This window comes from Kosakonia sacchari SP1 (assembly GCF_000300455.3).
Classification (GTDB): Bacteria; Pseudomonadota; Gammaproteobacteria; order Enterobacterales; family Enterobacteriaceae; genus Kosakonia; species Kosakonia sacchari.
In genome coordinates this window covers 1,909,325-1,933,922 of record NZ_CP007215.2, presented here as the reverse complement: position 1 = coordinate 1,933,922, position 24,598 = coordinate 1,909,325, and the positions used below count along the sequence as shown (strand labels likewise).

Here is a 24,598-nt window from a genome sequence, read left to right as displayed (position 1 = left end):
AAATTACTCCTGGTTCAAATACGTATTGCCTGTCCGGCACTGATTTTCGCCAGCATCTGCTGGCTTACCTGGCTAAGATCGACCACTTCGCTGACGCCACCCATATTGATGGCCTCACGCGGCATGCCGAACACCACACAACTTGCTTCATTTTGCGCAATCGTCCAGGCGCCAGCCTGGTGCATTGCTAACATTCCGGCCGCGCCATCGTTGCCCATCCCCGTGAGAATTACCCCCACGGCGTTACGCCCCGCGTGTTTCGCCACCGAATTAAACAGCACGTCCACCGACGGTCGGTGCCGGTTAACCGGCGGTCCGTCGTGGATCTTAATTTGATAGTTCGCCCCGCTACGCGCCAGCTCCATATGCCGATCGCCTGGTGCAATATACGCGTGTCCGGGTAATACACGCTCGCCATCTTCTGCTTCTTTGACGCTGATCTGACAGAGCTTATTCAAACGCTCAGCAAATGAGCGGGTAAAGCCCGGCGGCATATGCTGAGTGATAAGAATACCCGGACTTGAGAGCGGCAATGGCTGGAGTACATGCCTAATTGCCTCTGTTCCTCCGGTTGACGCGCCAATTACCAGCAGTTTTTCCGAGCTGAGTAACGGCCCGGCTTTCAACATGGCCGGTGCTTCCATCGGTTTATGTGCCGCGATACGCGCGCGTGACGCGGTGCGTACTTTTTCAGCAATCATCTCGCTGTAAGCCAGCATGCCTTCGCGAATGCCAATCTGCGGCTTGGTGACAAAATCAATTGCCCCCAGTTCCAGCGCGCGCAGCGTCACTTCGGACCCTTTCCCGGTCAGTGAAGAAACCATCACCACCGGCATCGGGCGCAAACGCATTAATTTTTCAAGGAAATCCAGCCCGTCCATGCGCGGCATTTCCACATCCAGCGTTAACACGTCCGGGTTGAATTTTTTAATTAAATCCCGGGCAACCAATGGGTCTGGCGCCGTCGCCACCATTTCCATATCGCTGTGGCTATTGATAATTTCTGTCATGATCTGGCGCATCAATGCGGAATCATCGACGGACAACACCCTGATTTTACTCATGCTTTATCCTTACTCAGCGCATAAACTGTTTGCCCACGAAGGGTAAACTCACGCACGAGGTTGCTGAAGTTCTCCGAATGCCCGGCAAACAGTAATCCGTCTGGCTTAAGCAGCGGAGCGAAACGATGCAGAATGTCCTGTTGCGTCGTTTTATCAAAATAAATCATTACGTTACGGCAAAAAATTGCGTCGAAAGGCCCCGGAACGTTGTACTGCTTATCCAGCAGATTAACCGTGGTGAAATCGACGTAGTTCGCCAGTTCCTGCCGTACACGCACCAGCCCGGCATGCGGGCCAGTACCGCGCATAAAGTAGCGTTGCATCTGCTGGGGCGAGAGGGTTTTCAACTCGTCCTGGCGGTAGATGCCGCTACGTGCTTTTTCCAGCACTTCTGTATCGATGTCGCTGGCGAAAACTTTCCAGCGACCCGGTGCCATACCCAGCGCATCAGCGAGGGTAATGGCAAGAGAGTACGGTTCTTCGCCTGTCGACGCCGCCGCGCTCCATACCCGGTATTCCCCCGTGCGCTTGCGCGCATGGTCCGCGAGAACCGGGAAGTGGTGTGCTTCCCGGAAAAACGCGGTGAGATTGGTGGTCAGCGAGTTAATAAACGCTTGCCACTCGGCGCTGTTCTGGTTCGCTTCCAGCATGCTCAGATAGCGGCCAAAATCATCTAGCCCAAGCGTGCGTAAACGGCGAACAAGGCGGTTGTAAACCATGTCGCGTTTATGATCCGCGAGGACAATCCCCGCACGCTGGTAGATCAATTGACATATCCGACGGAAGTGCGCGTCGGACAGCGCCAGGCGCTGTGTCATCTGTTGCAATATTGATGACGTTTGCCCGTTAGGCATGGATGATGTCATAGCGCCTTCTCATACTAGGTTCAGGATGCAACGGGCACTGCCTTAGGCGGTGCCACTTCGGGTATTGCGACATGCTCTTCAATCTTAAATACGGCCACCAGCGCGGTAAGATTATTTGCCTGGTTAGCCAGCTGGTCGGTGGCGGAAGCTGCCTCTTCTACCAGTGCAGCGTTCTGCTGTGTCACCTGATCCATCTGTGTTACTGCCTGAGCCACCTGCTCTATCCCGCGCCGTTGTTCATCGGACGCGGAGGCGATCTCGCCCATGATATCGTTGACCTGAGTGACAGAGCGGACGATTTCCGTCATCGTCTGCGCGGCGGTATCCACCAGCGTGGAACCCTGCTGAACGCGGGAAACCGACTCTTCAATCAGACCCTTAATCTCTTTTGCCGCCTGCGCGCTGCGGCTTGCCAGGTTACGCACTTCACCGGCGACCACGGCGAAACCACGTCCCTGTTCACCGGCGCGAGCCGCTTCAACGGCGGCGTTCAACGCCAGAATATTGGTCTGAAACGCAATGCCATCAATCACACTAATGATGTCGCCAATTTTCTGCGAGCTGCCGGCAATCTGCTGCATGGTACTTGCCACGCTCGTGGTCTGCTGCCCACCTTTTCTCGCCGTTTCCGCCGCACTCTGCGCCAGTACGGAAGCCTGACGCGCGTTATCGGCGTTCTGGCTTACCGTCGACGTTAACTGCTCCATGCTGGCAGCGGTTTGCGCCAGCGACGCCGCCTGTTGCTCCGTTCGCGACGATAAATCGTTGTTGCCCGCCGCGATTTCCGAGATGCCGGTATGCATCGCGTAGCTGCCCTGACGGACATCGCTTACCGTGGTGCGTAACGCAGTTTGCATCTTTTTCAGGCTGGTAAAAATCGCCGAGATCTCGTTACGCCCGTCAACGGCAATCGGTCGCGCCAGGTTGCCTTCGGAGATGCTGTCAAAGTGGCTGCTGACAACTGCCAGCGGCTGGACAATCATCTTGCGCGACCAGAACAGCGCGGCGCTGGTCAATAACGCGGCGAGAATAACCACCACGACAAAAATCACTGCCGAGCGGTGATAATTACTTTCACCATCCGCTCTCGCCTGTTCAGTAAAGTGGTTAATGTGTTTCTCCCACGCACTGAAACTGGCATCAAACTTATCCTGCGACTCCTGCACCGGCGCGGTCATAAAGTCTGACAGCTGGTTGTTTTCAAGCCAGGTCGCCTGGTGCTCCAGGTCACCGCGCCAGGCGGTGTAACTGGCCTGCGTGATTTCCTGTAATTTTTTGCCTTCCGGTGTCATCACCTTCAGGCCAAGAAACTCTTTTTCTACCTCAGCCGACTGCTTGAGGCTAGCTTTCGCCTGGGTCATCAGCGCTTTGATGTCATCCGGCGGATAACTGAGCGCCGTTAACGTCCCGGCTTTGTTCAACGCGGTGCTGGCCTGAAGCAGCGTGGCCCGCATCTGCATTAATGCGCTGCGCTGGTGTGTACTGTTTTCTACTTCTTGTAAATGTGAAGTGCTCTCTTTAAATGCCCAGAAAGACAACCCGTTACTGCCAACCTGTAAAATGCCACACACGATCAAAATCAAAAAAAGTGTTGTCGAGATGCGAATACGATTTAACATTAACGCCCCATCTGGCGGAAAAAGTCCGCGGTTAAGAACAGCTAAAATGTTTCCCAGTTATCTTCTTGTCCGGTTACAAGTTGGCGACTCCGCGCCGGGGTCTGAGCGCTGCCTGCTGCCGGAGTTGTAGCACGCGACGCCGGTTTGCCGGATACAGAAGAAAGGCGGAAAGCAGATACCGCCTGCGTCAACAAACTGGCTTGTTCTTCTAAGGCGGCCGCTGCGGCTGCCGATTGTTGTACCAGTGACGCGTTTTGCTGCGTGACGCGATCCATTTCGGATACCGCCAGCGCAACCTGATCGATGCCGCGACTCTGTTCATCAGAAGCCGAGGCGATCTCACCCATAATGTCGTTCACCCGTGTTACCGCGTTAACGATGTCCGACATCGTCTCCCCTGCACTCTCCACCAGCACAGAACCGGTATCGACACGGGAGACAGAATCTTCAATTAAGCCTTTAATTTCTTTCGCCGCCTGCGCACTACGGCTGGCAAGATTGCGCACTTCTCCGGCAACCACGGCGAAACCACGCCCCTGCTCACCTGCTCGCGCGGCTTCCACCGCGGCGTTAAGCGCCAGAATATTGGTCTGGAAGGCAATGCCGTCAATCACACTAATAATATCGGCAATTTTTTGCGAACTGCCCGCAATTTCGTGCATGGTTTTTACCACGCTGTTCACCACTTTACCGCCGCGCTCTGCCGTTTCCGACGCACTCTGCGCCAGTAATGAGGCCTGACGGGCGTTATCGGCGTTCTGTTTCACCGTGGCGGTCAACTCTTCCATACTGGCGGCGGTCTGCTCAAGGGCGGACGCCTGCTCTTCGGTACGGGAAGAGAGATCGTTGTTGCCGGCGGCGATTTCGCTGGTACCGGAGTAGATAGCATCAGAACCCTGGCGAACGTTGGTCACCGTTTCGATTAGTGCGTTCTGCATATGGTCAACGCTTTGCGCCAGTTCCGTCATTTCGCTGCGACCCGCAATGGTCAGCGAATGCGTCAGGTTGCCACCGGCGATTTCACGGATGTGGGCAATGACCGATGATAACGGCGACAGCAGAATACGGCGAATGCCATACCAGACGCCGGCCAGCACGATCACCAGCGCCAGCGCCAGGATCGCCATCTGCCATTTGGCGAAGGTGTAATCACTGACGCTCTGTTCCCAGGCATTGCGATACAAGCCTTCACTCAAATCCGCGTATTTCTTCATCGCGTCGCCAAGGGCGTTTTGCATGCCTTGCGTCGGCTGCGCCATAAAGCCGTTAATATTGCCGCCTTCGAGGAACTGTACCAATTCTGCCAGCGCGGCATTATAAGTGCGGTATTTCTCATCCAGCGTCTGGCGCGCTGCGTCAGTTTCCGGCAGCGATGGCAGCGCGCGGAAGGCATCGTAATGTTTTGCCGCATCGGCAAGCGAGGCTTTGGCGCTATTCAGCAAATCGGTTTTCGCACTGCTCTGCTGGTTGCTCGGATCCAGCAACATCCGCGCTGAAGAACGGCTCAGGTTGATACGCGTTTGCAGCATCAACTCCCAGGCTTTACCTAATTCCGTCTGTTGCATGCGCAGGTCATTGGAGACCGCAAAACTTTGCTGGTTTTGCTTAAGCGACGAAAAAAACAGGCCACCAGAGACAAGCTGTAACAAGGCAAAGACCACCAGCACGCTCATAAGCAGAGTAACGACGCGGATACGGTTCAACATGCAACACCTTCTTGATAAGTTCTTAACGGTGTTATCGGCATGCGGCCACGGAACTTTACATTTGCGAAAGGGAATTAAATTATGACTTAAAACGCGATATCCACAGTTAAGGTATCGCTATAAGTTCCCCCCGGCGGCGTGGTCTGCGACGTCAAAATTTGCGCGGTGTAATTGTAGGTTCGCAGCAGGCCATCGCTGCTCACCTGAGATGACACGCCGCTCGACCAGCGCTCCGCACCAGCGCTGCCCCAGCGGTTGGTGGTGGCCCCTTTGTAAATCTCATAACTGAGCCGGTTGCTGCCGCTGGCCATATTCCGCGCGCTGCCGTTGTAGTAGCCGCCGTTGTTAATTCCGACGGTGTACACCATGCCTTTCGTGCAGGTGATGGCAACAGATTGCGAAATGGTCGGGAAGTTGCGCACCAGCGGTGCACTGCCAAAATTGACGTTCGGCGCGCTGATGGTGGTGCAGTCGTTGGTCACCGTACCGTTAACTTGCAGACTGGTGGTCGCCGTGCCCGTTTGTGCTGTCGAACATGATCCTAAAACCCCCACCGAACAGACGTTGTACGCAACGCTAAAATTGAGCGTCACCGTATAAGGCCCGGCGCTGACGTTTTGCCCCGGTACGGTGAGGAAATAGAGCGGCAAGGTATAGGTTCGGGTACCCAGCAACGCCAGCAAGACGGCACCGCTCCAGGTGTAGCTGTTACCACTGATAGTCGCTTCGCTATTATTGGCGCAGTTGGCCTGGCCGCAGACGCGGATCGGGATCGCATCCGTCACGGCGGCGTTGTCAGAACGTTTCATCACGCCCCGGTTGGAGGCGGTGGCGCTCGCCCCGGTCAGCGTCAGAGTAATGGAGTCGTTGGTGAGCAGGTTGAGCGCCGCGTCGCAGCGCACAATCAGGCTGGCGGTGGTGTTTTGCGCCGTGGCGTTAAGCACAAACGAGGTCACCGAGCCGAACGCCCCATTGGTCGTGCTGACCGTACAGGCCGACCACGCTGGCCCGCAACTCAGGAGTAATAACAGAAGAAGTAGACGACGCATTAAGGGTTCCTCCGGCAGGTCAGTGGCCCGTAGGTTTGCAATTTATGGTCAGGATTGGCGAGCAGCGTGAAGCGGGTGTCACAGGTTTTGCCATCCGGCAAACGGACATGCAGCGCATTGGCCTCCTCCAGGTTCTCCAGCCACGCAATGCCGTCATAACCGACAATTGCCGTGGCTTTACCCGCCCGGTCAACTTCGCTGGCAAGCGGAATCGCTTTGCCGTTTTCATCATGCAGGATCACGCTGGCGACGCGCTCCTGCACCATCGGAAATTCCACCAGATAGCCGCTGCGCCGACGCAGCGAGATCTTGCGCTCAGTATCTTTCAGCTGTGTATCTGCCGGTAAGTTCAGCGTATCAATGCTGTAACTGGCCGGGTAATAGGCAGATACACCGCTCACCAGCAGATAGCCGTCACGGTTGGTTTCACCGACGGGCTGATTTTCATAATTCACCGGCACACCGCCATGACCGCCGGTGCTGATTACCGCAAACGCGTCATTAATGCGGTTGGCGGCAAACAACTGGCCATCCATCAACACCAGCGAACCCAGCGCTTCGCCCCACCATGTCATCATGTCGCTTTCGCCGTAGCCGCCGCCCTGCAACTCGACATTGTTATTGCGCCAGCCCAGCGCGCCCTGCTGGTAATTTTTCGCCTGCGACTGGTGCGCAAAAGCCATGTTCCAGCTAAAACCGCCATCGGTCGGCATGGCGTGGTTATAGTTGATACGCTCAGTGGAGCCGTTATCGGGGGTTCGATCCATACTCACTGCCGCGCTATCCATGTCGCCAATCGGTATTTGCAGCGACAGGGCAAATGTCCAGTCGCCCTGCTGGTTGTCACGGCTCGCCGCCAGATAAAGGCTACTGGTGCCCCACAAATTACGGCTCCAGGAGAGGTTGAGTAGTTCCGTCTTTTTATTATCAAAGCTGCGCACACCGATCCATGCCGCGCCCACGTTGCCGAAATCACCCATATTAACCGTCAGCGCATATTGGTCCGTGTTGCGACTCAGGCTGGCGGCAGGCCGTTGCCCGTTAGTTTGCTCGTTGTTGTAGAGGTTGCGCTGGTCGTAAAGCGCCAGATTGCCAAAGCCGCGATCGCGTCGGCTGTGCTGCGTGTTAACGCTAAACAGACGGGTGTTGTACTGATAACCCCAGGCAAGCTGGCTGCCGTTATCACCCAACATGCGGCTTTGCGTCCATGCGCCGTTGACCACACCGAGCCGCCCGAGCTTAAGCACCGCGCCTGCACCGCCGAGCGTCAGCGACTGCGCCGCTTCACCGTGCCCTTCGAGGGTTAAATAATCGCTCAGGCCGTAGCGATACGATCCGCTGCCCGCCAGCGTCCCGTAGTCAACATTCTCGATGCCGTAATTGCGCCGCAGCGCACCTACGGTAATCGCTCCGTCGCTTAGACCTGATTTGAGCAAATCGCTGGCGACATAAAAAGGCAATGTCGTGCTGACCTGCTTCCCCAGTGCGTCCGTGGTAACCAGTACGGCATCTCCCGCGCCGTTGATATAGGGCATATTGGTGAGCGTGAAGGGGCCGGGTTGTAGCTGGGTGTTCCCGGCGCGATAGCCGTTAATAAACACATCCACTGAAGTCGGCACAGCCGCTTCGCCGGAGAAGGCAGGTAGCGGCCAGGTGACCAGATCCGGGCGCAGAGAGAAATCGCGCCCGTAACTGACGCCGCCGATACGCACACTGCTGCTCCAGGTTAATGCATCGGAAATAACATCGCCCACGCTCCACTGCGTGGCGTCATCTTCATCGGTAAATGTGAGGGTGGTGTCATAACGCATATACCCTTCCTGCTGCCTGAGGCTGCCGGAAAGTGTCTTACGCAGTGAACCGGTTGAGGAGAGCACGCCGTTGCCGTTGAAGTAGCGAAACTCGTGCCACAGCGCAGCCTGCCCGCCGATGTGTTCGGTGGTGCTGGTATAGACATCGTAATTGAGTAACGCGCCCTGACCATATTTCGGCGTCGTGCGCCGTAGACCCGAATTAAACGCCGTCACACGCTCCGGCACCCATTCGCCGGGCACCGAAAGCAGCAGACGCTGACCCGCACTGTCATAGTCGGCGCGCACATTCTCCAGCGCCGACACATTGACCTCTCCTTGCGGTATATGCTCAGCGGGAAGCCCGGCCTGCAGAAGATCGGCGCTGGAGACAAAAAAGGCGTTCTGTTGCCGCGTCACGGGCACCACCCGCTGGGTATCGTAATGGTTAATCACCAGGCTTAAATGGAACACAGCGTGATCATTGATGGCGTGCGCATCGGGCGGCGGCGGGAGCATATCATCGCCCTGCTGTGCCCATGCTGAACTCCCCAGCAGCATAAAAGTGACCGGCACAATCAGTTGCCTGCGGACGACTGCCATTCGCTTTCCCTGGCATTGATTGTCGCTTTCATCTCCACTGGATTGCTTATGCCCGTAGGTAACGGCCAGCTACGTACGCTGTGCGGCAAAACATAACCGAGTAGTCCTTCAGCAACCTGCCGCGTTTGCCCGCCTTGCCGAACAGTGACTCTGCTTAAGCGGACATGGACATCGCCATTATTGCGCACTTCAAGCGACGGTTTGCCGTTGTCGCGGCTTATGCGCCAGCGTAGATCTTTAGTATCCACCCACGCATGATGCGCACCGCTGGTGTGGGTTTCGATGCCGGTGCCATAGACAAAGAGCGGAATCGAGTAGCGCATTTGCAATTTGAGGCCAATCTGTGGTTTGTCGCTGTTTTCCGGTTGCGGGATCTCATCGACGATGATGCGATAAGCCTGTTCAACTCCCGCCGGAATTGACGCCTGCTTGATCAGGCGAATCAGTTGTTTACTCTCTTTTTCGATTCTCACAATCGGTGGGCTGGCAACGATCTCGTTTTGTTGCTGGTAGCGTTCAAGCCCCTTTTCCTGCTGCCAGCGGACAATGCGCACCTGCATGGTAGTGGGCGCTTCACCCTGGTTCTGGATCCATAATTCGGTCGCGTTGCTGGTGGCACTGAGCCACGGATCGATGGGCCAGAGCAGAATGGTGGCCACCGCAAAGGCGTTGTTCGCGCTAAGCGTCAGCGCACTGGTCCACAGCAAACCCGCCACGCGTCCAGTCGAAATGACCTTCATCTCCTTCTCCCTTGTTACCATGACAATGTCACAGTGAGTTGATCGGTATAAGTGCCCGCCGGGCTGAACCCGGTTAGCTGCGCCGCGCCGAAAATCGCCAGCGAAATAGTATTGCTATTGCTGTACGCGACGGAGACGCTCTGGTTAACGCCGATCTCGGTATTGGCCGCCAGCGTGCTGCTGGTATAGAGGCGATAAGGCACGCGATCTGTACCGCCGCTGCGTTGCATGTTGCGCACGTTGGCCACGTTGGCGTAGTTCTGCCCGCCGTTGATACTCATACTCAGCGCCACGCCGGGTGTGCAGCCCAGCGAGAACGACGCACCAGGCACGAAGCTGGCGGTAACCTGTCCGCTCTGCACGCCGCTGCGGGTGCCAAAATTGAGTGAGCCGAGTGCCCCGCCGCTGCCGCTCACCACCGAGCAGCCAGGCGCGATGGTCGCCCCCACGGTGAAGGTTTGCGTCGTCACCGCAAAGGCACCCTGAGAGGCCATCATCCCGAACAGCATCAGCCCAGAAATGACGCGCAGAGATCCCCGGTTTCCCCGCAGGGAAACACGCATGCCGCCAGGCATCATATGGGGAGGTTTAGTACGTCACGCTCACATTGATCGTATCGGTATAGGTTCCCGGTACGACGCTGACGCTGTTGCCGCCGCCGGAAATCCGCCCATAGAGTGTGTAGTTATCAACGCCACCGGCTGTTGAAGCGCGAGGAATGTTGGTGTTGTTCGTGATGACGTTGCTGAAGCCACTATCGCTATAGAGGCTGTAGGCAACACCTTGCGTGGTATTGGCCGCGTTGACCAGGTAACGGGCAGGCGTTCCCGGTGTGCCAACGACGGTGCCAGGTGCGGTAGAGTTGGTGTTGCCGGTTACCTGCACGGTGTAATCGGTTGTCGTGCATTGAATACCGAAGCTGTTACCACCGCCTGCGTTGGTGAGTTGCGTGGTGAGCTCTGAAAATGTTGCCGGATGCGTGCCAAAATCGAGCGAACCAAAATTGATACCGTTCTGGCTTGGCGAGCCGTTAATCAGGCAGCCGTTAGTCAACGTCAATGTCGCGCCAATCGTCCCGCTACTGGTAACCGCACGCGCATTTTGCCCGGCCATCACCAGCACACCGCTTGCCAGCACATAAAGTAATTTTCTGTTCATGTTTCCACCTCCAAAAATACCGCGTGCTGTTTATTCCACGTGCAATTCATTGGCCACCGAAATAAGGAAAACACGCAAACAAGTAAAGCAGGAATAACAGAAATTTAGTTTACGCTGCGCGCTTCAACCACTTAAACGTAACGGCGCAAAATTCATGGGCAGGGATGATTTAATACCTTTAAATCATTTAGTTAGCGAATGACAAATGACTAAGCCATTAATTTTTTGAAAGATATATACCTTGATTCGTGATAAGCATCACAATATATGACCAGTGGTAAAGAGAAGTAAGAGGGTTTTATGAAATATAAATTAAGCGGACATGAAGGATATATATTATAGCGGCAGAAAAAAGACAAAAATAAAGGCGGATGAAGCAACTTCACCCACCTTTATTATTTCGCAACTGGCGTGATTATTACGCTACGTGCGAGGCTGCAATGTCAAGCAACGCCATCTCTTCACTGTTGAGCAGTTTTTCAATATTTACCAGAATCAGCATACGGTCGCCGAGCGCGCCGAGGCCTGTCAGGTATTCGGTCGACAGCGTGACCGCGAATTCCGGTGCCGGGCGGATCTGGTCAGATGCCAGCGACAGGACGTCGGAAACACCATCAACCACAATCCCCACCACGCGCTGACCGAGATTCAGCACGATAACGACCGTGTTTTCATCATACTCGACATCGCCCTGGCTGAACTTCACACGCAGGTCGACAATCGGCACAATCACACCGCGCAGGTTGGTGACGCCTTTGATAAAGTCGGGGGTATTGGCGATTCGGGTCACCTGATCATAGCCACGAATTTCCTGCACTTTGAGAATATCGATTCCGTATTCTTCATCGCCCAGAGTGAAAACCAGGAACTCCTGACCTGATGGCTCGCCCGCCAGTTTTGCTACATTACTCATACCGGTCATGTTTTATACCTTCTTAACTAAATCAGGCGGCTGTGTGCGCCATACGATGTTCACGATTCAATCCCTGCAACGCTGATACGTCAACGATCAGCGCAACGCTACCATCCCCAAGGATAGTGGCAGCGGAAATACCCGGCACTTTGCGATAGTTGCTTTCCAGGTTTTTCACCACCACTTGATGCTGACCAATCAGTTGATCAACCAGCAATGCATAGCGACGACCCGCGCTTTGCAGAATAACGACAATCCCCTGCGTGGCCTCGGTTTTCGCGCCCATAACGTCAAAGACTTTCCACAGTTCAACCAGCGGCAGGTATTCACCGCGCACTTCCAGCACGCGCTCACCACCGGCCAGCGGATGCAGATCTTCTTCACGCGGTTGCAGCGATTCCATTACCGCGTTTAACGGCAGGATAAAGACTTCGTTGTTCACTTTTACTGACATGCCGTCGAGGATCGCCAGCGTCAGCGGCAGCAGGATACGAATGGTTGTGCCAGTGCCCTGCTTAGATTTGATTTCAACGTGACCGCCCATCTCCTGGATGTTACGTTTCACCACGTCCATCCCCACGCCGCGTCCGGAAACATCAGTTACCTGCTCAGCGGTGGAGAAGCCCGGCGCGAAAATCAGCATGCCTACTTCTTCGTCGGTCATGTTCTCGTTCACGGCCATCCCCTGCGAAATCGCTTTCGCCAGGATACGTTCACGGTTCAGGCCGGCACCATCGTCGGTCACTTCAATACAGATGTTCCCGCCCTGGTGTTCCGCCGAGAGGATCAGGTTGCCGATAGGCGACTTCCCTGCTTCCACACGTTTTTCCGGCGTTTCGATACCGTGGTCGAGGCTGTTACGCACCAGGTGCGTTAACGGGTCAATAATGCGTTCGATCAAGCTCTTATCAAGTTCGGTTGAGCTGCCCTGCAGCGTCAGCTCTACTTGTTTATCAAGCTTGCTCGCCAGATCGCGAACCAGGCGCGGGAAGCGGCTGAAGACATATTCCATCGGCATCATACGGATGGACATCACCGATTCCTGCAGGTCGCGGGCGTTGCGTTGCAGTTGGCTCATGCTGGTTATTAAATCACCGTGCGTTACCGGATCCAGCTCGTTAGAGCGCTGCGCCAGCATGGACTGGGTGATAACCAGTTCGCCAACCAGGTTGATCAACTGGTCAACTTTTTCAACCGCAACACGGATACTGGTCGATTCACTGGCGCGGGCTGCCGGTTTTTCACGGCCAGCCGGTTGCTCTTTCGCTACCGCTTTCAGTGCAGGTGCAGGAGCCGCCTGCACCGCCGGGACAGCCGCTGCTGCCGGCGCTTCAGCCACTTCCGCCGGGGCTTCAACAGCAGTTTCTGCTGCCGCGGGCGCGGGTGCCGCTTTTTCGAAAGCAATTTGGTCCGCTTCGATAACAAAACACAGCACCGCGATAATGTCGTCTTCGCTCACGCCACCGTCGATCGTCACGCTCAGGTTATTTTTCCCCTTCACGACATCGCTCAGCGTGCCGAGGTTGCCCAGCTCTTCTTCGAGTAAGTCAACTTCACTCTCTTTCAGGCGAGAAAGGACAATTCGCAGTTTGCCGTCGTTTTCAGCGGCGGGCGCGGTCGCTTCAGATGCCAGTGCGGTCTCTACAACAGAGAGTTTTGCCCCATTCGCAGCGGCAGGAACGACCTCTCCTTTTGCCTCCAGCGCCAGCTGGCGCAGGGCATTGCAGATGTATTCGAAGCTTGCGGCATCTGGCTCTGACGAGCTTTTATAGGCATCGAGCTGTTCCTGCATAATATCTTTGGTTTCCAAAAACAGGTTGATAATGTCGGTGTTGAGCTGCATCTCGCCACGCCGAGCCTCATCAAGCAGGTTCTCCATCAGGTGGGTTGTTTCCTGCAAGATGGTAAAGCCAAATGTACCCGCACCGCCTTTAATAGAGTGAGCAGCACGGAAGATGGCGTTGAGCTGTTCTGAATCCGGCGCTTCCGGCACCAGATCCAATAAATGTTGTTCCATATCGGCCAACAGTTCGTCGGCCTCATCAAAGAATGTTTGGTAAAAATCACTAATATCCATGCTCACGCTATCACCTCGGATTGGCTTGTGGCGACGTAGGAACTGCTGCCGGAGACGAGGCTGCTGGCGCGGGTGCTGCCGCTGCCGCTGGCTCTGGCTGTGTAATCGCGCTTATTGGCGCACTCTGACTTTCGGCGTTCTCATGCAGAATGGCCGCTTCTGCTTGTTTGTTCAGCACCAAAAGACTAATTCGGCGGTTGATGGCTTCATCCGGGCCGCGGTTGACCAGGCGCATGGTTGCCGCCATGCCAACAACGCGCATCACTTTGCCATCATCCAGGCCACCGGCAACCAGCTCGCGGCGCGACGCGTTAGCGCGATCGGCGGAAAGCTCCCAGTTGCTGTACCCTTTATCGCCGTTAGCATAAGGGGCATCGTCGGTGTGACCGGAGAGGCTCACTTTGTTCGGAATACCATTCAGTACTGGCGCAATCGCCCGTAAAATATCGCGCATATAAGGTTCGACTTCCGCGCTGCCGGTTTTAAACATCGGCCGGTTCTGGCTATCGATAATCTGTATGCGCAACCCTTCCTGTACCAGGTCGATTTTCAAATGCGGGCGCAAGGCGCGCAATTTGGGATCGGCTTCAATTAACTGGTCCAGATCGCCGCGCAATTTACTCAAGCGCGACTGCTCCATGCGTTTTTTCAGGTCGTCAATATTGGGCTGTTTTTGTACTTCGCCCTGTTGCTGTGTGTAGTCATCGCCACCGCCCGGAATGGGGCTGTCGCTATTCGAAATTCTCGGCCCACCCGTGACCGCAGTTGCCAGCGGCGTGCGGAAATACTCCGCAATCTGGATAAGCTCTTTCGGGCTGGAGATGGAGATAAGCCACATCACCAGGAAAAACGCCATCATCGCCGTCATAAAGTCGGCATAGGCAATTTTCCAGGAGCCGTGTCCGCCGCCACCGTGACCTTTATGTTTTTTTCGTCTAACTACGACGATCGGATGGGACTGGTTTTTCATGCGTCCTCAGTCGTCGTCTGTTGGTTAGGGTTTCTGACCGCACGAACATGTTCGTCCAGTTCGATAAACGACGGGCGCTCGCTGGAGTACAGTGTTTTACGACCAAACTCAACCGCGATCGGCGGCGCATAACCGTTCAGGTTCGACAGCAGGGTTATCTTCACGCACTGCATCATTTTGGCGGTCTCCGCACTCTTCTGGCGAAGTACGCTTGCCAGCGGAGAGATAAAACCGTATGCCAACAAAATACCGAGGAAAGTTCCCACCATCGCATGCGCAATCAGCGCACCCAACTCCGCCGCCGGACGATCCGCTGAGGCCAGCGCATGGACCACACCCATTACCGCCGCCACGATACCGAACGCCGGAAGTGAGTCACCGACCATCGCCAGCGCGTTCGCCGGGACTTCGGCTTCACTTTCATGGGTCTCAATCTCTTCATCCATCAGCGCTTCAATTTCGAAGGTATTCATGTTGCCGCTGATGATAAGTCGCAGATAATCCACGATAAATTCAAGCATCGTCGCATCCGCGAGAATGCGCGGGTAGCTGGCGAAAATCTCGCTCTCTTTCGGGTTTTCAATATCCCGTTCCAGAGAGAACATCCCTTGCTGACGTGATTTCGCCATCAGGCGATACAGCAGCGCCAGCAAGTCCATATACATACTTTTGGTGTACTTCGAACGGCGAAACAGCAAAGGCATCGCTTTCAGCGTTCCTTTGATGGCTTTACCGTTGTTGCCAACGATGAATGCACCTACCCCCGCGCCCCCGATGATGATCAGTTCAGACGGTTGATAAAGTGCCCCAAGTTCTCCGCCGGTCATCATATAACCGCCAAAGACTGCACCAAGAACAACCAGGTAACCTAATACGATAAGCACGACATCATCCTTCTGCTAATGACTAAGGCTCGGGATAAACATTTCAAAGGGTTAACACGAGTGACAGGTAAAAAAAAAGCAGCGGCATAACTGCACCGCTGCTGGAGTGTTTCCACCTGTATTCGGTTAAACAGCCTGATCGATCTGTTCATCCAGCAGTTGTGGAATAATATCGGCAGCATCCTGGGAAAGTTTACGTCTTTTTACCGCGCGGGACGGCGGCTGGCATAAACTGCAGGCAAAGCTACCAACAGGCTGATGTGCGTGAGTAATAAAATTACCACCACAGCAATTGCAGCGAGACAACTCCAGCATTCCGCTTTCCACGAAGCGAACCAACGTCCAGGCACGAGTCAGCGCCAGCAGCGGTCCTTCCTCAGCATGAGGGCATTGTTCGAGGTAAAGTCGGTATGCTTTGATGACTGCGTCAACGCCGCTGCAAAGGCCTGTTTTCAACAAAAATTGCCATGCGTTACAGAACATAGACGCGTGGATATTTTGTTCCCAGGTCATAAACCAGTCGGTGGAGAATGGCAGCATACCTTTCGGCGGCGGGCTACCACGCAACTCTTTGTAGAGTTTGATAAGACGGCCGCGGCTAAGCTGCGTCTCACTCTCCAACATTTGTAAACGCGCACCCAGCGTAATCAGTTCCATTGCTAACTGAATATCGCGTGCTTCCTGAACAATGCTTTTTTCGCTCATCTTTACGCCCTTTTCTTCCGGGCCGCGTCGCCAGTCTGTGAAGACTCATTCAGCAGGCGGGTTGAAAGTAAAATCCCGGTGTGAACTTGCTGTAAATCGTCCACGCGTGACTCTTGGGTCAGACGAGTGATGGTCTGATGATTGTCAAAACGGAACTGGCAAATCAGCTGATTGGTTTCAGCCAACTTCACCATTTGCGGAAGGGTTAACTCAACCAGTGTGGTCGCCATCTCTTCATTAATACCAAGACGGAACATGGCGGACGCTTTGTCCTGGCTGATCAAACGCTGAGCAAGAAGTAAATACGACAAATTAATGTCATAAACATGTTTCAGCAACTCGGATGTATGCATTTTTCCCATCCCGAATAACCAACTTGTATCTTATGCGGCTAAGCCGCACCCCGTGATGTCGCCGGGAAAAAACCCGGTATAAAAAAGAAAGGCTAAATGCATAACTGACTAGGATCTTGCGATAAGGCGCTTCGCTCAAATGTTAATTGCCTTACAACGTTCTTAATCATTTCTTACAAAGAACTAAGATTTTTCCTAATTCGACGCAACTGTACTCGTAGGTGCTGCCACATACAATCTGACCAGTGCGGAAATTTGAAATTTTTGTGATCCACGTCACATAATTTACGCGAATATGGACAATAAATCTATCAGTCTCGCTTGTGATTTGGTGTTTTTTTGAGCGATCAACCCCCTTTTCTATTCCAATTGTCCGAATAGGCATGCAAAACGCCCTCTCACCCACGTTAACTGGTCGGAGGATTAGGATGCTGCCCTATTTACATTTGACAATATGTATCTACTGAAGAAACAAATATAAAAAGTGATATAAAACAATATATTATGGTTTAAGTGATCTTAATTAATCACCCGAAGTAACCATTGCACTTTTGTTAATCATTGCGGTTGATAATTTAACAATTCGATCTTAAATTCTCTTAATTTTAGTTAAGCTTTTAAAATCGGTTAAGGTGATTAAAGCGCGAGCATACCGTTACGTAAGAATAATTAATGAATATTTATGATAACCTTCACATCCCTGCCATATTCACAGGTTGCACTGGTTTAAGAATCGGAGTAATGGTGAGAAAAATTTGATTCAATCGGGGAGTAAAAATGGCTTATGCACATCTTTTGGTCGCCGTAGCCGTTACGCCAGAAAGCCAACAATTGCTGGCAAAAGCGGTCGATATCGCCCGCCCTTCCAGTGCCCGTATCACACTGATTACCTTAGCCGCTGACCCGGAACTGTATAACCAGCTTGCAGCACCGATGATGGAAAACGTCCGTGAAGTGTTGCAGGAAGAGACACAGCAGTTTCTGGATGAGCTGGTGCGCAACGCGAATTATCCCATCGAACAGGCGCTGATCGCCTCCGGCGAGCTGAGCAAGCATATTCTTCATACTTGTCACACCCAGGATGTCGATTTAGTGGTGTGCGGTAATCACAATCAGACGTTTTTCTCGCGCGCCGTCTGCTCGGCGAAAAGCATTGTCCAGGCCAGTGAAGTTGATGTGCTGTTAGTGCCGTTAAGCGCGTAGAACGCCCCCGCATGAGCGGGAGCGTTGTTACCTCAGGCTAACTTCTGAAAGGTCGCCACTTTGCTTTGTAGCTGGCTTTGTGCGCTACGTGGCGTGATGCGCTTTAAATCGCTGAGAAACCTCTGCTGCCAGTGATGGATATCATTCTCCTTGATGACTTTGAGCATCTCCGCATGACGCGAAATACGCTCCGCCAGCGGCATCCTTAATGCCCTGTCCATCGCCGCCGCGACATCATCGCGATCGTAAGGGTTAACGATCAGCGCCGATGTCAGCTCGTTCGCCGCACCGGCAAATTGCGAAAGAATTAGCACACCCGGGTTTTCAGGATCCTGGGCCGCTACGTACTCTTTCGCCACCAGGTTCATCCCGTCACGCAGCGGCGTCACCAGCCCGACTTCCGCATAGCGGAATACCTTCATCAACACTTTGCGATCAAAATGCTGGTTGAGGTAATAGAGCGGCGTCCAGCCAAGCTGACCGTATTTACCGTTGATGCGCCCGGCTTCGGTTTCCAGTTGATGACGAATATCCTGGTAGGCCTGCACTTCGCCACGCGAGGTGGGCGCAATCTGCGTATAACGGATCTTACCGTGGTGCTGAGGGAACTTCTCAAGCAACGTTTCATACGCCAGGAAGCGTTCCGGCAAGCCTTTGGAGTAATCCAGACGCTCTACCGAGAAGATGTTTTTCACATTCTTCAGCTCATTTTTCAACTGCGCCAGTTTGGGCGGCAGCGGCCCTGCGGCCTGCTGCGCGATTTCTTGCGGCTCAATACCTATTGGATAGACTTCAGTGCGGAAGTTTTTGCCCCAGGCAACATGCTCTTTGCCACCACGCGTGGTGAGCCTTGTTTGCATCGACAAACTATCGAGGAAGGCCAGACGATCGCTTTCAGTCTGGAAGCCCAGCAAGTCGTAATCACACAGTTGCTCAAGCAACTCAGCGTGCGGCGGCAAGGCATTGAAAATTTCCGGCGTCGGGAAAGGAATATGCAGGAAGAAGCCGATCTGGTTGTTAACACCGCGCTTACGCAGTTCGCTGGCAAACGGCAACAGGTGGTAATCATGGATCCACAGAATGTCGTCGTCTTTAATCAGAGGCAGCAGCTTGTCTGCCAGCAGCGCGTTGACATCCTGGTAGCCTTCCCAGGCCTCGCGCTGGAACTTCACCAAATCCAGACGATAGTGGAAAGCGGGCCACAGCACCGCGTTGGAAAATTGCGAATAATACTGCTCGTAATGATCTTCGCTGAGGTTAAAAGAGGCCCAGGTAATATTCCCTTTCGTGACCTTTTTTAGCGGTTGATCCTCGTCACCGATCTCCCCGCTCCAGCCAAACCACAGCCCACCGGTCGCTTTTAGCGCTCCGAGGATCCCTACAGCCAGCCCGCCAGCGCTGGATTTTTTATCATCAGGCGGAGCAATACGATTAGATACTACGACTAAGCGACTCATAGCCATCTCTCCTGTTTGTTAGCGCCCGTTGTTCTTGTTGTTGATGGTCGACAAGTTTTTCAAGCCATTGATAGACATCATTTACGCCAGCCAGACGCCACTTTGCCTGTGTTGCGCCAGGGCCAACTTTTATCGATATGCCGCCAAGTTTATTAACGGTTTTAAACCCATGTTCGTCAGTCAAATCGTCGCCAAGAAACACCGGTTTCTTGCCGAGAAAGGGTGGCGTTTGCATAAACGCGTCAATAGCGGCGCCTTTATGAATGCCAGAGGGTTTCAGCTCGACCACACATTTTCCCGGCTGCATTGCCAGCTGTGGGTAGTGTGCGATGAGTGTTTTTGCCAGGGCAAAGACCGCCTCTTCATGCTGCGGTGCCTGGCGATAATGCAGTGCAAATGCCATCCCCTTGGTTTCAAGTTCAACGCCGGTTAGCGGCGCAATGCCATGCCGGAGTTCACGTTCCAGCGGTTGTAAAACCGACTCCGGTAACGTCATTCGTTCGGTTCGACCATTGATATCGCGGCGCTCCGCCCCATGTACCCCGGCCAGCGGGAAACGATACGGTTTGGCGAGCTGTTCCAGCTCAGTAATTGAACGCCCTGAAATCAATGCCAACGCCCTGTCATTTAGCTCAGCAAGCAATGAAAGTCTGGTCAGCACATCTTCAGGGATAAAAACATCATCCGGGTGCGGTTTGATGTCCGCAAGGGTGCCATCCAAATCGAAAAAAAAGGCAAAATTTCCGGAAATGAGAGGCGGTATAGATAGTGCGTCTTCCACCCTGGTTTCCTCCTTACAGTGTCAGATGAGAGCCGTTTTTCATTAACGTCTCATTATCATTAGCCATGTAAGTATAGACAGTGTGACGCTGCTCGCCATTTTAAACATGACTTACCAGCCGGATTAGCGGCTGGTAAGGTCTGGAGTTAAACTATAAGGTTGTGTGCAAAATTTAATCAAAAAGCATCAAACTGTGCGTTTGGCCTTTTGTTTGTAGCGGTCGAAAATCACCGCCGCCAGCAGGATCAAGCCGCGCACAACGTATTGCGAGAAGGGAGAGATATTCAGCAGGTTCATGGCGTTTTCCACGGTCCCCAGAATCAAAATCCCGGCCACAACGTAGGAAATCTTACCGATGCCACCTTTCAGCGACACGCCACCCAGCACACAGGCTGAAATGACAATCAGCTCATAACCGATCGAAGTCATTGGCTGGCCGCTGGTCATACGTGAAGCAAGAATAATCCCCGCCGCCGCTGACACAAGGCCTGAGAGCACAAAGATAATGATCTTGGTTCTGACTACCGGCACACCCGCCAGTCTCGCCGCCTCTTCGTTACCGCCAATCGCCAGTGTATTGCGACCAAAGGTGGTTTTATTGAGCAGGAAACCAAAAATAATCAGGCAGCCGACCGTCAGCCAGATAGGCGCAGGCAGGCCGAGCCAGTTGGCATAACCGAGGGTGAAGAAGCGCTCATCTTCGATCCCCACCGCTTTACCATCGGAGATGATATAGGCCAACCCGCGCACAATCTGCATGGTCGCAAGTGTGGTTATCAGAGCATTGATTTTCAAACGTGCGATGACAAATCCGTTAATAAAACCGCTCACCACGCCAAGTAGCAACCCGGCAAATACGCCAATCCACAGGCTTTCGCTAAGGTTGATCACTACCGCCGTGGTCACCCCGGCACAGGCAATCACAGACGCCACAGAGAGGTCGAAATCGCCGGAGGCCAGGCAAAAAAGCATGCCGCAGGCCACCATGCCGGACATGGATATCGCCAGCCCCAGCCCTTTCATATTGACGAAAGAGGCAAAGTTCGGCACGAAAACAGCGCAACCAATGAACAGGACGGCGAACACCACCAGCATGCCGAACTGATCCCAGATGCGCCCGAAGCTGAACGCCGATTTCGGCGCGCGAGACGTAGTTAAAGATGACATCGTATTCTCCTCACTCAGGCGACAGCCTGGCTCACTTTCGGCATCGCAAGGCTCAGCGCCTGCTGTTCATCGCCCTGACCGTGTAACAACTCACCGGCTATTTCGCCTTCACGCATCACCACAATACGGTCGGCGACGCCGAGGACTTCCGGCAAATCACTGGAGGCAAACAGCACCGCCACGCCACGTGCCGCCAGCGCATAAATCACGTTGTAGATTTCATGTTTCGCCCCGACGTCAATCCCACGCGTAGGCTCATCGAGCAAGATCACCTTCATCTCTTCCGATAACCAGCGGCCAAGAATGGCTTTCTGCTGGTTACCGCCGGAGAGATTCATAATCAGCTGATCCGCGCCCGGCGTTTTGATATTGAGCGAGCGAATGTGGTGCTCGGCGTTTTCGCTCTCCCAGCCGTTGTTGATGAGACACCCTGCGCGAATGTATTTGCGCCGGGCGCTGATGTTGATGTTCTCCTGCACCGAGTGCACCGGAATAATGCCTTCGGCTTTGCGATCCTCCGGGCACAACATCATGCCAGCACGAATAGCGTGAGCAGGTTTGTGAATATTGACCAGCTCGCCGTCAATAAACACCTGCCCTTCGGTGATCTGTGTTCCGCCAAACAGCCCTTTCATCAACTCGCTGCGACCGGCACCGACCAACCCAAACAGGCCGACGATTTCCCCGCTGCGTACACTCAGGCTAATCGGCGTACGTACGCCCGGCGCTTTCACCTGCTCCAGGCGCAGACGTTGCTCGCCATATTCGCGCGGCTGCCAGCCGTAAATATCGCCCAGCTCGCGCCCTACCATCGCCTGCACTAGCTGGTCATGATTGATCTGCTGCATATCAGTAAAGGTGCGCACATAGCGACCATCTTTGAACACCGTAATGGCATCGCTGAGGGCAAATATCTCTTCCATGCGATGCGAGACATAAAGGATGACACGCCCCTCTTTACGCAGCTCGCGGATCACGCGAAACAGGTTGTCGATCTCACGCGCGGAAAGGGAACTGGTTGGCTCATCGAAGGCGATAATTTTGGCGTTACGCGCCAGTGCCTTGGCAATTTCCACCATCTGCCATTGACCAATGGAGAGGTATTTCAGCGGCGTTTGTGGGTCGATATCCAGCCCCAGATGTTGAAGCTGCAAACCCGCTTCATAGTTGAGCAGGGAGCGGTTCACAATGCCGCTTTTATGCGGCAACTGACCCAGGTAGATGTTCTCGGCGACGGTCATTTCCGGCACCAGATGCAGCTCCTGGTAAATGATGGCCACCCCGGCATTCAGCGCGGCGGTCGTATCGGCAAAGGAGACCTCTTCTCCTTTTATTGCCAGCGTACCGGTTGTCGGCGCGTAGTTGCCGCTGAGGATTTTAAGTAGCGTTGATTTACCGGCACCGTTCTCGCCCATCAAGGCGTGAACCTGCCCGGCGTAACAATCAAAACTGATCTCGCTGAGCGCTTTCACACCGGGGAATGTCTTGCCGATGCCGCGAAACGAGAGGTAAGGAGTAGACTGTTGCATAACGTCTCCGCAAAACAGTTCATTGTACGTCTGGCTCCCCGCTTAGGCGGGGAGCGCAACCAACAGAGAATTACAGTCCTTTTTTCGCCAGCTCTTCTTTGAAGTTATCGCGGGTGATCAACACCACATCCGTAACGGCGGTGAATTTTGGCGGTTCTGCGCCTTTGGTCACCCAGTTGTACAGCATCTCACTGGTTTTATAGCCGTGAACATCCGGGCTTGGCAGCAGAGAACCGAAGAAGCCCGTCGCCTGTGCTTTGGACAGCTCGCTTACTGCATCCACGCCGTTAATGCCGATACCGATAACATCTGCCGCTTTAAAGCCCTGCCCTTCCGTGGCACGCACACCGCCAAGCACGGTGTTGTCATTCATGCCCAGCACCAGCCAGTGTTTCACTTCCGGATGCTGTACCAGCAGGGAGTTGCCGGCATCAAATGCACCGGGGATATCGTTCGATTTTGTCGGCACCTGATAGATCTGTTTTTCCGGGAAACCGGCTTTTTTCAGCGCGTCCATGGAGCCAGTGGTACGGCGGCGAGCGGTATCCAGCTCGTTAGCGGTAATCGCCATCACGCCGGTCTGTTTCACATCCCAGCCGCGTTTTTGCATCTCTTTATAAAGCTCTTGCCCCTGACGTGCGCCAATCTCGCTTGCCGCCATCATGACCAGCGGCACAGAGGTCATCGGCTCGCCTTTCGCATTGACGAACTGGTCATCGACAGTGATGACTTTCATGTCGTACCCACGGGCTTTGGCAACAATTGCCGAACCCAGTTTCGGGTCGGGAGTACAGATAACAAACCCTTTCGCGCCGCTGGCCGCCAGGCTATCAATGGCGTTCAGGGTTTTCTCGCCGTCAGGAACGGCGATTTTGATCACTTCAAAACCTAAATCTTTGCCTGCCTTGTCGGCGAATCTCCACTCCGTCTGGAACCATGGCTCTTCCGGTTGTTTAACCAGAAATCCGAGCTTCATGGTTTCAGCGATAGCGGATTGTGACATAACGGCAGCCAGGCCGATGGCCGCCAACGCTTTAGTGAATTTGTGCATGGTAAACTCCAGCTTTAGCATTCTTTTATGTAGGGAAAACAACTCATCAGGTCTTTTAAAAGTTCATAAAACAAGGCATTAGAGTCCATACGTCACTGGAGCTCTGTGCTGGAAATAGTTTTAGCGGGAAATTGATTCTCCATAGGAGAGCGGCATCACACGGCTGAATTACAGTAATTCCGTACATAAATTCAGCGATTTATCACATAAAATCAGCCGTTTTTGTCTGACAAATAAGAGGGGTAAAAGCAGGATAATCCATAACGTCAGCCAGCTTATCCTTGTGCCCGGATACAGGGTGCATCCGGGCAGAAAAATCACCAGCTATAGTAGATATGCTCGGCGTGATCTCGCGCCGCGATTTCGCTCCCTTGCAGGCGCGCGGCTATCGTTAAAGCAAAATCGAAAGCCAGCCCCAGACCTTTGCCGCTGATCAGGTTGCCATCTTCCACCACCGGTGCATCAACGTATTCGCCGTCACGCACGTTTTCATATAAATCGCCGGAGCAAACATAGCGGCGACCTTTCAGTAAGCCGTTCGCGCCCAGCACGCGCGCGGCGGCCGAACAGATTGGGCAAATGAATTTGCCTGCCGCGTCATGATGTTCAACAAATTGCAGCACCGCCGGGTTGGCGGCGAGGTTGACGCTGCCCTGCGGACCACCGGGCAGCACGATGGCGTCATACAGCGTCTGCTGCCGCTCGGCCAGCGTGCTGTCTGCCACCATGGGGATATTATGATAACTGACCACCGCGCGGGATTCCGCACAAGCCAGCGTTTCGACCTCAATCTGCAAGCGGCGCAAAATATCAATGGTGATAATCGCTTCCGCTTCTTCAAAACCGGGCGCCAACAACACCGCCACTTTTTTCATTCCCGACTCCTTTTGTGCAAGGTTGGTTGAATTCAGTG

Annotated in this window: 22 protein-coding genes; 1 reads left to right on the top strand and 21 read right to left on the bottom strand. The window is 54.0% G+C overall.

The window, feature by feature from the left end:
* Positions 1–14: 14 nt before the first annotated feature.
* The 15 genes from C813_RS32185 to flhD form a co-directional block, all read right to left on the bottom strand.
* Entirely contained in the window at positions 15–1,064 is a 1,050-nt protein-coding gene (locus C813_RS32185) for a protein-glutamate methylesterase/protein-glutamine glutaminase (RefSeq protein WP_017458306.1), read from the bottom strand.
* The gene (gene cheR, locus C813_RS32180) at positions 1,061–1,930 is read right to left on the bottom strand and encodes a protein-glutamate O-methyltransferase CheR (protein WP_017458307.1); all 870 of its coding nucleotides are present in this window, start codon (positions 1,928–1,930) and stop codon (positions 1,061–1,063) included. Before cheR ends, C813_RS32185 begins: the two co-directional genes overlap by 4 nt.
* Positions 1,931–1,950: 20 nt before the next feature.
* Positions 1,951–3,549, bottom strand: coding sequence for a methyl-accepting chemotaxis protein IV (gene tap, locus C813_RS32175; RefSeq protein WP_017458308.1), 1,599 nt, complete (start codon positions 3,547–3,549; stop codon positions 1,951–1,953).
* Positions 3,550–3,590: 41 nt separating this feature from the next.
* Positions 3,591–5,255 (bottom strand): methyl-accepting chemotaxis protein II, encoded by a 1,665-nt coding sequence (tar, locus tag C813_RS32170; RefSeq protein ID WP_017458309.1) that lies wholly within the window; start codon positions 5,253–5,255, stop codon positions 3,591–3,593.
* Positions 5,256–5,341: 86 nt separating this feature from the next.
* Positions 5,342–6,304, bottom strand: coding sequence for a Csu type fimbrial protein (locus C813_RS32165; RefSeq protein ID WP_017458310.1), 963 nt, complete (start codon positions 6,302–6,304; stop codon positions 5,342–5,344).
* A complete protein-coding gene (locus C813_RS32160; protein ID WP_017458311.1) occupies positions 6,304–8,697 on the bottom strand; it encodes a fimbria/pilus outer membrane usher protein in 2,394 nt (797 codons plus the stop codon). Before C813_RS32160 ends, C813_RS32165 begins: the two co-directional genes overlap by 1 nt.
* Positions 8,673–9,437, bottom strand: coding sequence for a fimbrial biogenesis chaperone (locus tag C813_RS32155; RefSeq protein ID WP_017458312.1), 765 nt, complete (start codon positions 9,435–9,437; stop codon positions 8,673–8,675). Before C813_RS32155 ends, C813_RS32160 begins: the two co-directional genes overlap by 25 nt.
* A 14-nt stretch (positions 9,438–9,451) precedes the next feature.
* Positions 9,452–9,946 (bottom strand): Csu type fimbrial protein, encoded by a 495-nt coding sequence (locus C813_RS32150; protein ID WP_017458313.1) that lies wholly within the window; start codon positions 9,944–9,946, stop codon positions 9,452–9,454.
* 79 nt (positions 9,947–10,025) lie between these two features.
* Positions 10,026–10,595 carry a Csu type fimbrial protein gene (locus C813_RS32145; protein ID WP_017458314.1) on the bottom strand — a complete coding sequence of 190 codons (570 nt, stop codon included), beginning with the start codon at positions 10,593–10,595 and terminating at the stop codon, positions 10,026–10,028.
* A gap of 418 nt (positions 10,596–11,013) precedes the next feature.
* Complete coding sequence (gene cheW, locus C813_RS32140; RefSeq protein ID WP_017458315.1) at positions 11,014–11,517, bottom strand: chemotaxis protein CheW; 504 nt, start codon at positions 11,515–11,517, stop codon at positions 11,014–11,016.
* A gap of 22 nt (positions 11,518–11,539) precedes the next feature.
* The gene (cheA, locus tag C813_RS32135) at positions 11,540–13,591 is read right to left on the bottom strand and encodes a chemotaxis protein CheA (RefSeq protein ID WP_017458316.1); all 2,052 of its coding nucleotides are present in this window, start codon (positions 13,589–13,591) and stop codon (positions 11,540–11,542) included.
* Between the two features lie 4 nt (positions 13,592–13,595).
* Positions 13,596–14,555, bottom strand: a complete 960-nt coding sequence (gene motB / locus C813_RS32130; RefSeq protein ID WP_017458317.1) for a flagellar motor protein MotB — start codon at positions 14,553–14,555, stop codon at positions 13,596–13,598.
* Positions 14,552–15,439, bottom strand: coding sequence for a flagellar motor stator protein MotA (gene motA, locus C813_RS32125; protein WP_017458318.1), 888 nt, complete (start codon positions 15,437–15,439; stop codon positions 14,552–14,554). Before motA ends, motB begins: the two co-directional genes overlap by 4 nt.
* Positions 15,440–15,565: 126 nt before the next feature.
* Positions 15,566–16,144, bottom strand: a complete 579-nt coding sequence (gene flhC, locus C813_RS32120) for a flagellar transcriptional regulator FlhC (protein ID WP_017458319.1) — start codon at positions 16,142–16,144, stop codon at positions 15,566–15,568.
* Between the two features lie 2 nt (positions 16,145–16,146).
* Positions 16,147–16,497, bottom strand: coding sequence for a flagellar transcriptional regulator FlhD (gene flhD, locus C813_RS32115; protein WP_017458320.1), 351 nt, complete (start codon positions 16,495–16,497; stop codon positions 16,147–16,149).
* A 777-nt stretch (positions 16,498–17,274) separates the two neighbouring features.
* Here flhD and uspC point away from each other — a divergent pair.
* Complete coding sequence (gene uspC, locus C813_RS32110; RefSeq protein ID WP_017458321.1) at positions 17,275–17,700, top strand: universal stress protein UspC; 426 nt, start codon at positions 17,275–17,277, stop codon at positions 17,698–17,700.
* 32 nt (positions 17,701–17,732) lie between these two features.
* Here the strand turns inward: uspC and otsA are convergent, their stop codons facing one another.
* From otsA to C813_RS32080, 6 genes are all read right to left on the bottom strand, one after another.
* On the bottom strand, positions 17,733–19,157 hold the full coding sequence (gene otsA, locus C813_RS32105) for an alpha,alpha-trehalose-phosphate synthase (RefSeq protein ID WP_017458322.1): 1,425 nt from the start codon (positions 19,155–19,157) through the stop codon (positions 17,733–17,735).
* The gene (gene otsB, locus C813_RS32100) at positions 19,132–19,938 is read right to left on the bottom strand and encodes a trehalose-phosphatase (protein ID WP_017458323.1); all 807 of its coding nucleotides are present in this window, start codon (positions 19,936–19,938) and stop codon (positions 19,132–19,134) included. Before otsB ends, otsA begins: the two co-directional genes overlap by 26 nt.
* A 186-nt stretch (positions 19,939–20,124) precedes the next feature.
* Complete coding sequence (gene araH / locus C813_RS32095; protein ID WP_017458324.1) at positions 20,125–21,105, bottom strand: L-arabinose ABC transporter permease AraH; 981 nt, start codon at positions 21,103–21,105, stop codon at positions 20,125–20,127.
* A 14-nt stretch (positions 21,106–21,119) separates the two neighbouring features.
* Complete coding sequence (gene araG, locus C813_RS32090; RefSeq protein ID WP_017458325.1) at positions 21,120–22,634, bottom strand: L-arabinose ABC transporter ATP-binding protein AraG; 1,515 nt, start codon at positions 22,632–22,634, stop codon at positions 21,120–21,122.
* Between the two features lie 70 nt (positions 22,635–22,704).
* Positions 22,705–23,685, bottom strand: a complete 981-nt coding sequence (locus C813_RS32085) for an arabinose ABC transporter substrate-binding protein (protein ID WP_017458326.1) — start codon at positions 23,683–23,685, stop codon at positions 22,705–22,707.
* Positions 23,686–24,002: 317 nt separating this feature from the next.
* Complete coding sequence (locus tag C813_RS32080; RefSeq protein WP_017458327.1) at positions 24,003–24,560, bottom strand: DJ-1 family glyoxalase III; 558 nt, start codon at positions 24,558–24,560, stop codon at positions 24,003–24,005.
* Positions 24,561–24,598 lie beyond the last annotated feature (38 nt).

Bases quoted from the DNA above. Each gene is read 5' to 3' on its own strand.
- C813_RS32185 (WP_017458306.1), bottom strand. From the start codon at position 1,064: ATGAGTAAAATCAGGGTGTTGTCCGTCGATGATTCCGCATTGATGCGC.
- cheR (WP_017458307.1), bottom strand. From the start codon at position 1,930: ATGACATCATCCATGCCTAACGGGCAAACGTCATCAATATTGCAACAG.
- tap (WP_017458308.1), bottom strand. From the start codon at position 3,549: ATGTTAAATCGTATTCGCATCTCGACAACACTTTTTTTGATTTTGATC.
- tar (WP_017458309.1), bottom strand. From the start codon at position 5,255: ATGTTGAACCGTATCCGCGTCGTTACTCTGCTTATGAGCGTGCTGGTG.
- C813_RS32165 (WP_017458310.1), bottom strand. From the start codon at position 6,304: ATGCGTCGTCTACTTCTTCTGTTATTACTCCTGAGTTGCGGGCCAGCG.
- C813_RS32160 (WP_017458311.1), bottom strand. From the start codon at position 8,697: ATGGCAGTCGTCCGCAGGCAACTGATTGTGCCGGTCACTTTTATGCTG.
- C813_RS32155 (WP_017458312.1), bottom strand. From the start codon at position 9,437: ATGAAGGTCATTTCGACTGGACGCGTGGCGGGTTTGCTGTGGACCAGT.
- C813_RS32150 (WP_017458313.1), bottom strand. From the start codon at position 9,946: ATGCTGTTCGGGATGATGGCCTCTCAGGGTGCCTTTGCGGTGACGACG.
- C813_RS32145 (WP_017458314.1), bottom strand. From the start codon at position 10,595: ATGAACAGAAAATTACTTTATGTGCTGGCAAGCGGTGTGCTGGTGATG.
- cheW (WP_017458315.1), bottom strand. From the start codon at position 11,517: ATGACCGGTATGAGTAATGTAGCAAAACTGGCGGGCGAGCCATCAGGT.
- motB (WP_017458317.1), bottom strand. From the start codon at position 14,555: ATGAAAAACCAGTCCCATCCGATCGTCGTAGTTAGACGAAAAAAACAT.
- flhC (WP_017458319.1), bottom strand. From the start codon at position 16,144: ATGAGCGAAAAAAGCATTGTTCAGGAAGCACGCGATATTCAGTTAGCA.
- flhD (WP_017458320.1), bottom strand. From the start codon at position 16,497: ATGCATACATCCGAGTTGCTGAAACATGTTTATGACATTAATTTGTCG.
- uspC (WP_017458321.1), top strand. From the start codon at position 17,275: ATGGCTTATGCACATCTTTTGGTCGCCGTAGCCGTTACGCCAGAAAGC.
- otsA (WP_017458322.1), bottom strand. From the start codon at position 19,157: ATGAGTCGCTTAGTCGTAGTATCTAATCGTATTGCTCCGCCTGATGAT.
- araH (WP_017458324.1), bottom strand. From the start codon at position 21,105: ATGTCATCTTTAACTACGTCTCGCGCGCCGAAATCGGCGTTCAGCTTC.
- araG (WP_017458325.1), bottom strand. From the start codon at position 22,634: ATGCAACAGTCTACTCCTTACCTCTCGTTTCGCGGCATCGGCAAGACA.
- C813_RS32085 (WP_017458326.1), bottom strand. From the start codon at position 23,685: ATGCACAAATTCACTAAAGCGTTGGCGGCCATCGGCCTGGCTGCCGTT.
- C813_RS32080 (WP_017458327.1), bottom strand. From the start codon at position 24,560: ATGAAAAAAGTGGCGGTGTTGTTGGCGCCCGGTTTTGAAGAAGCGGAA.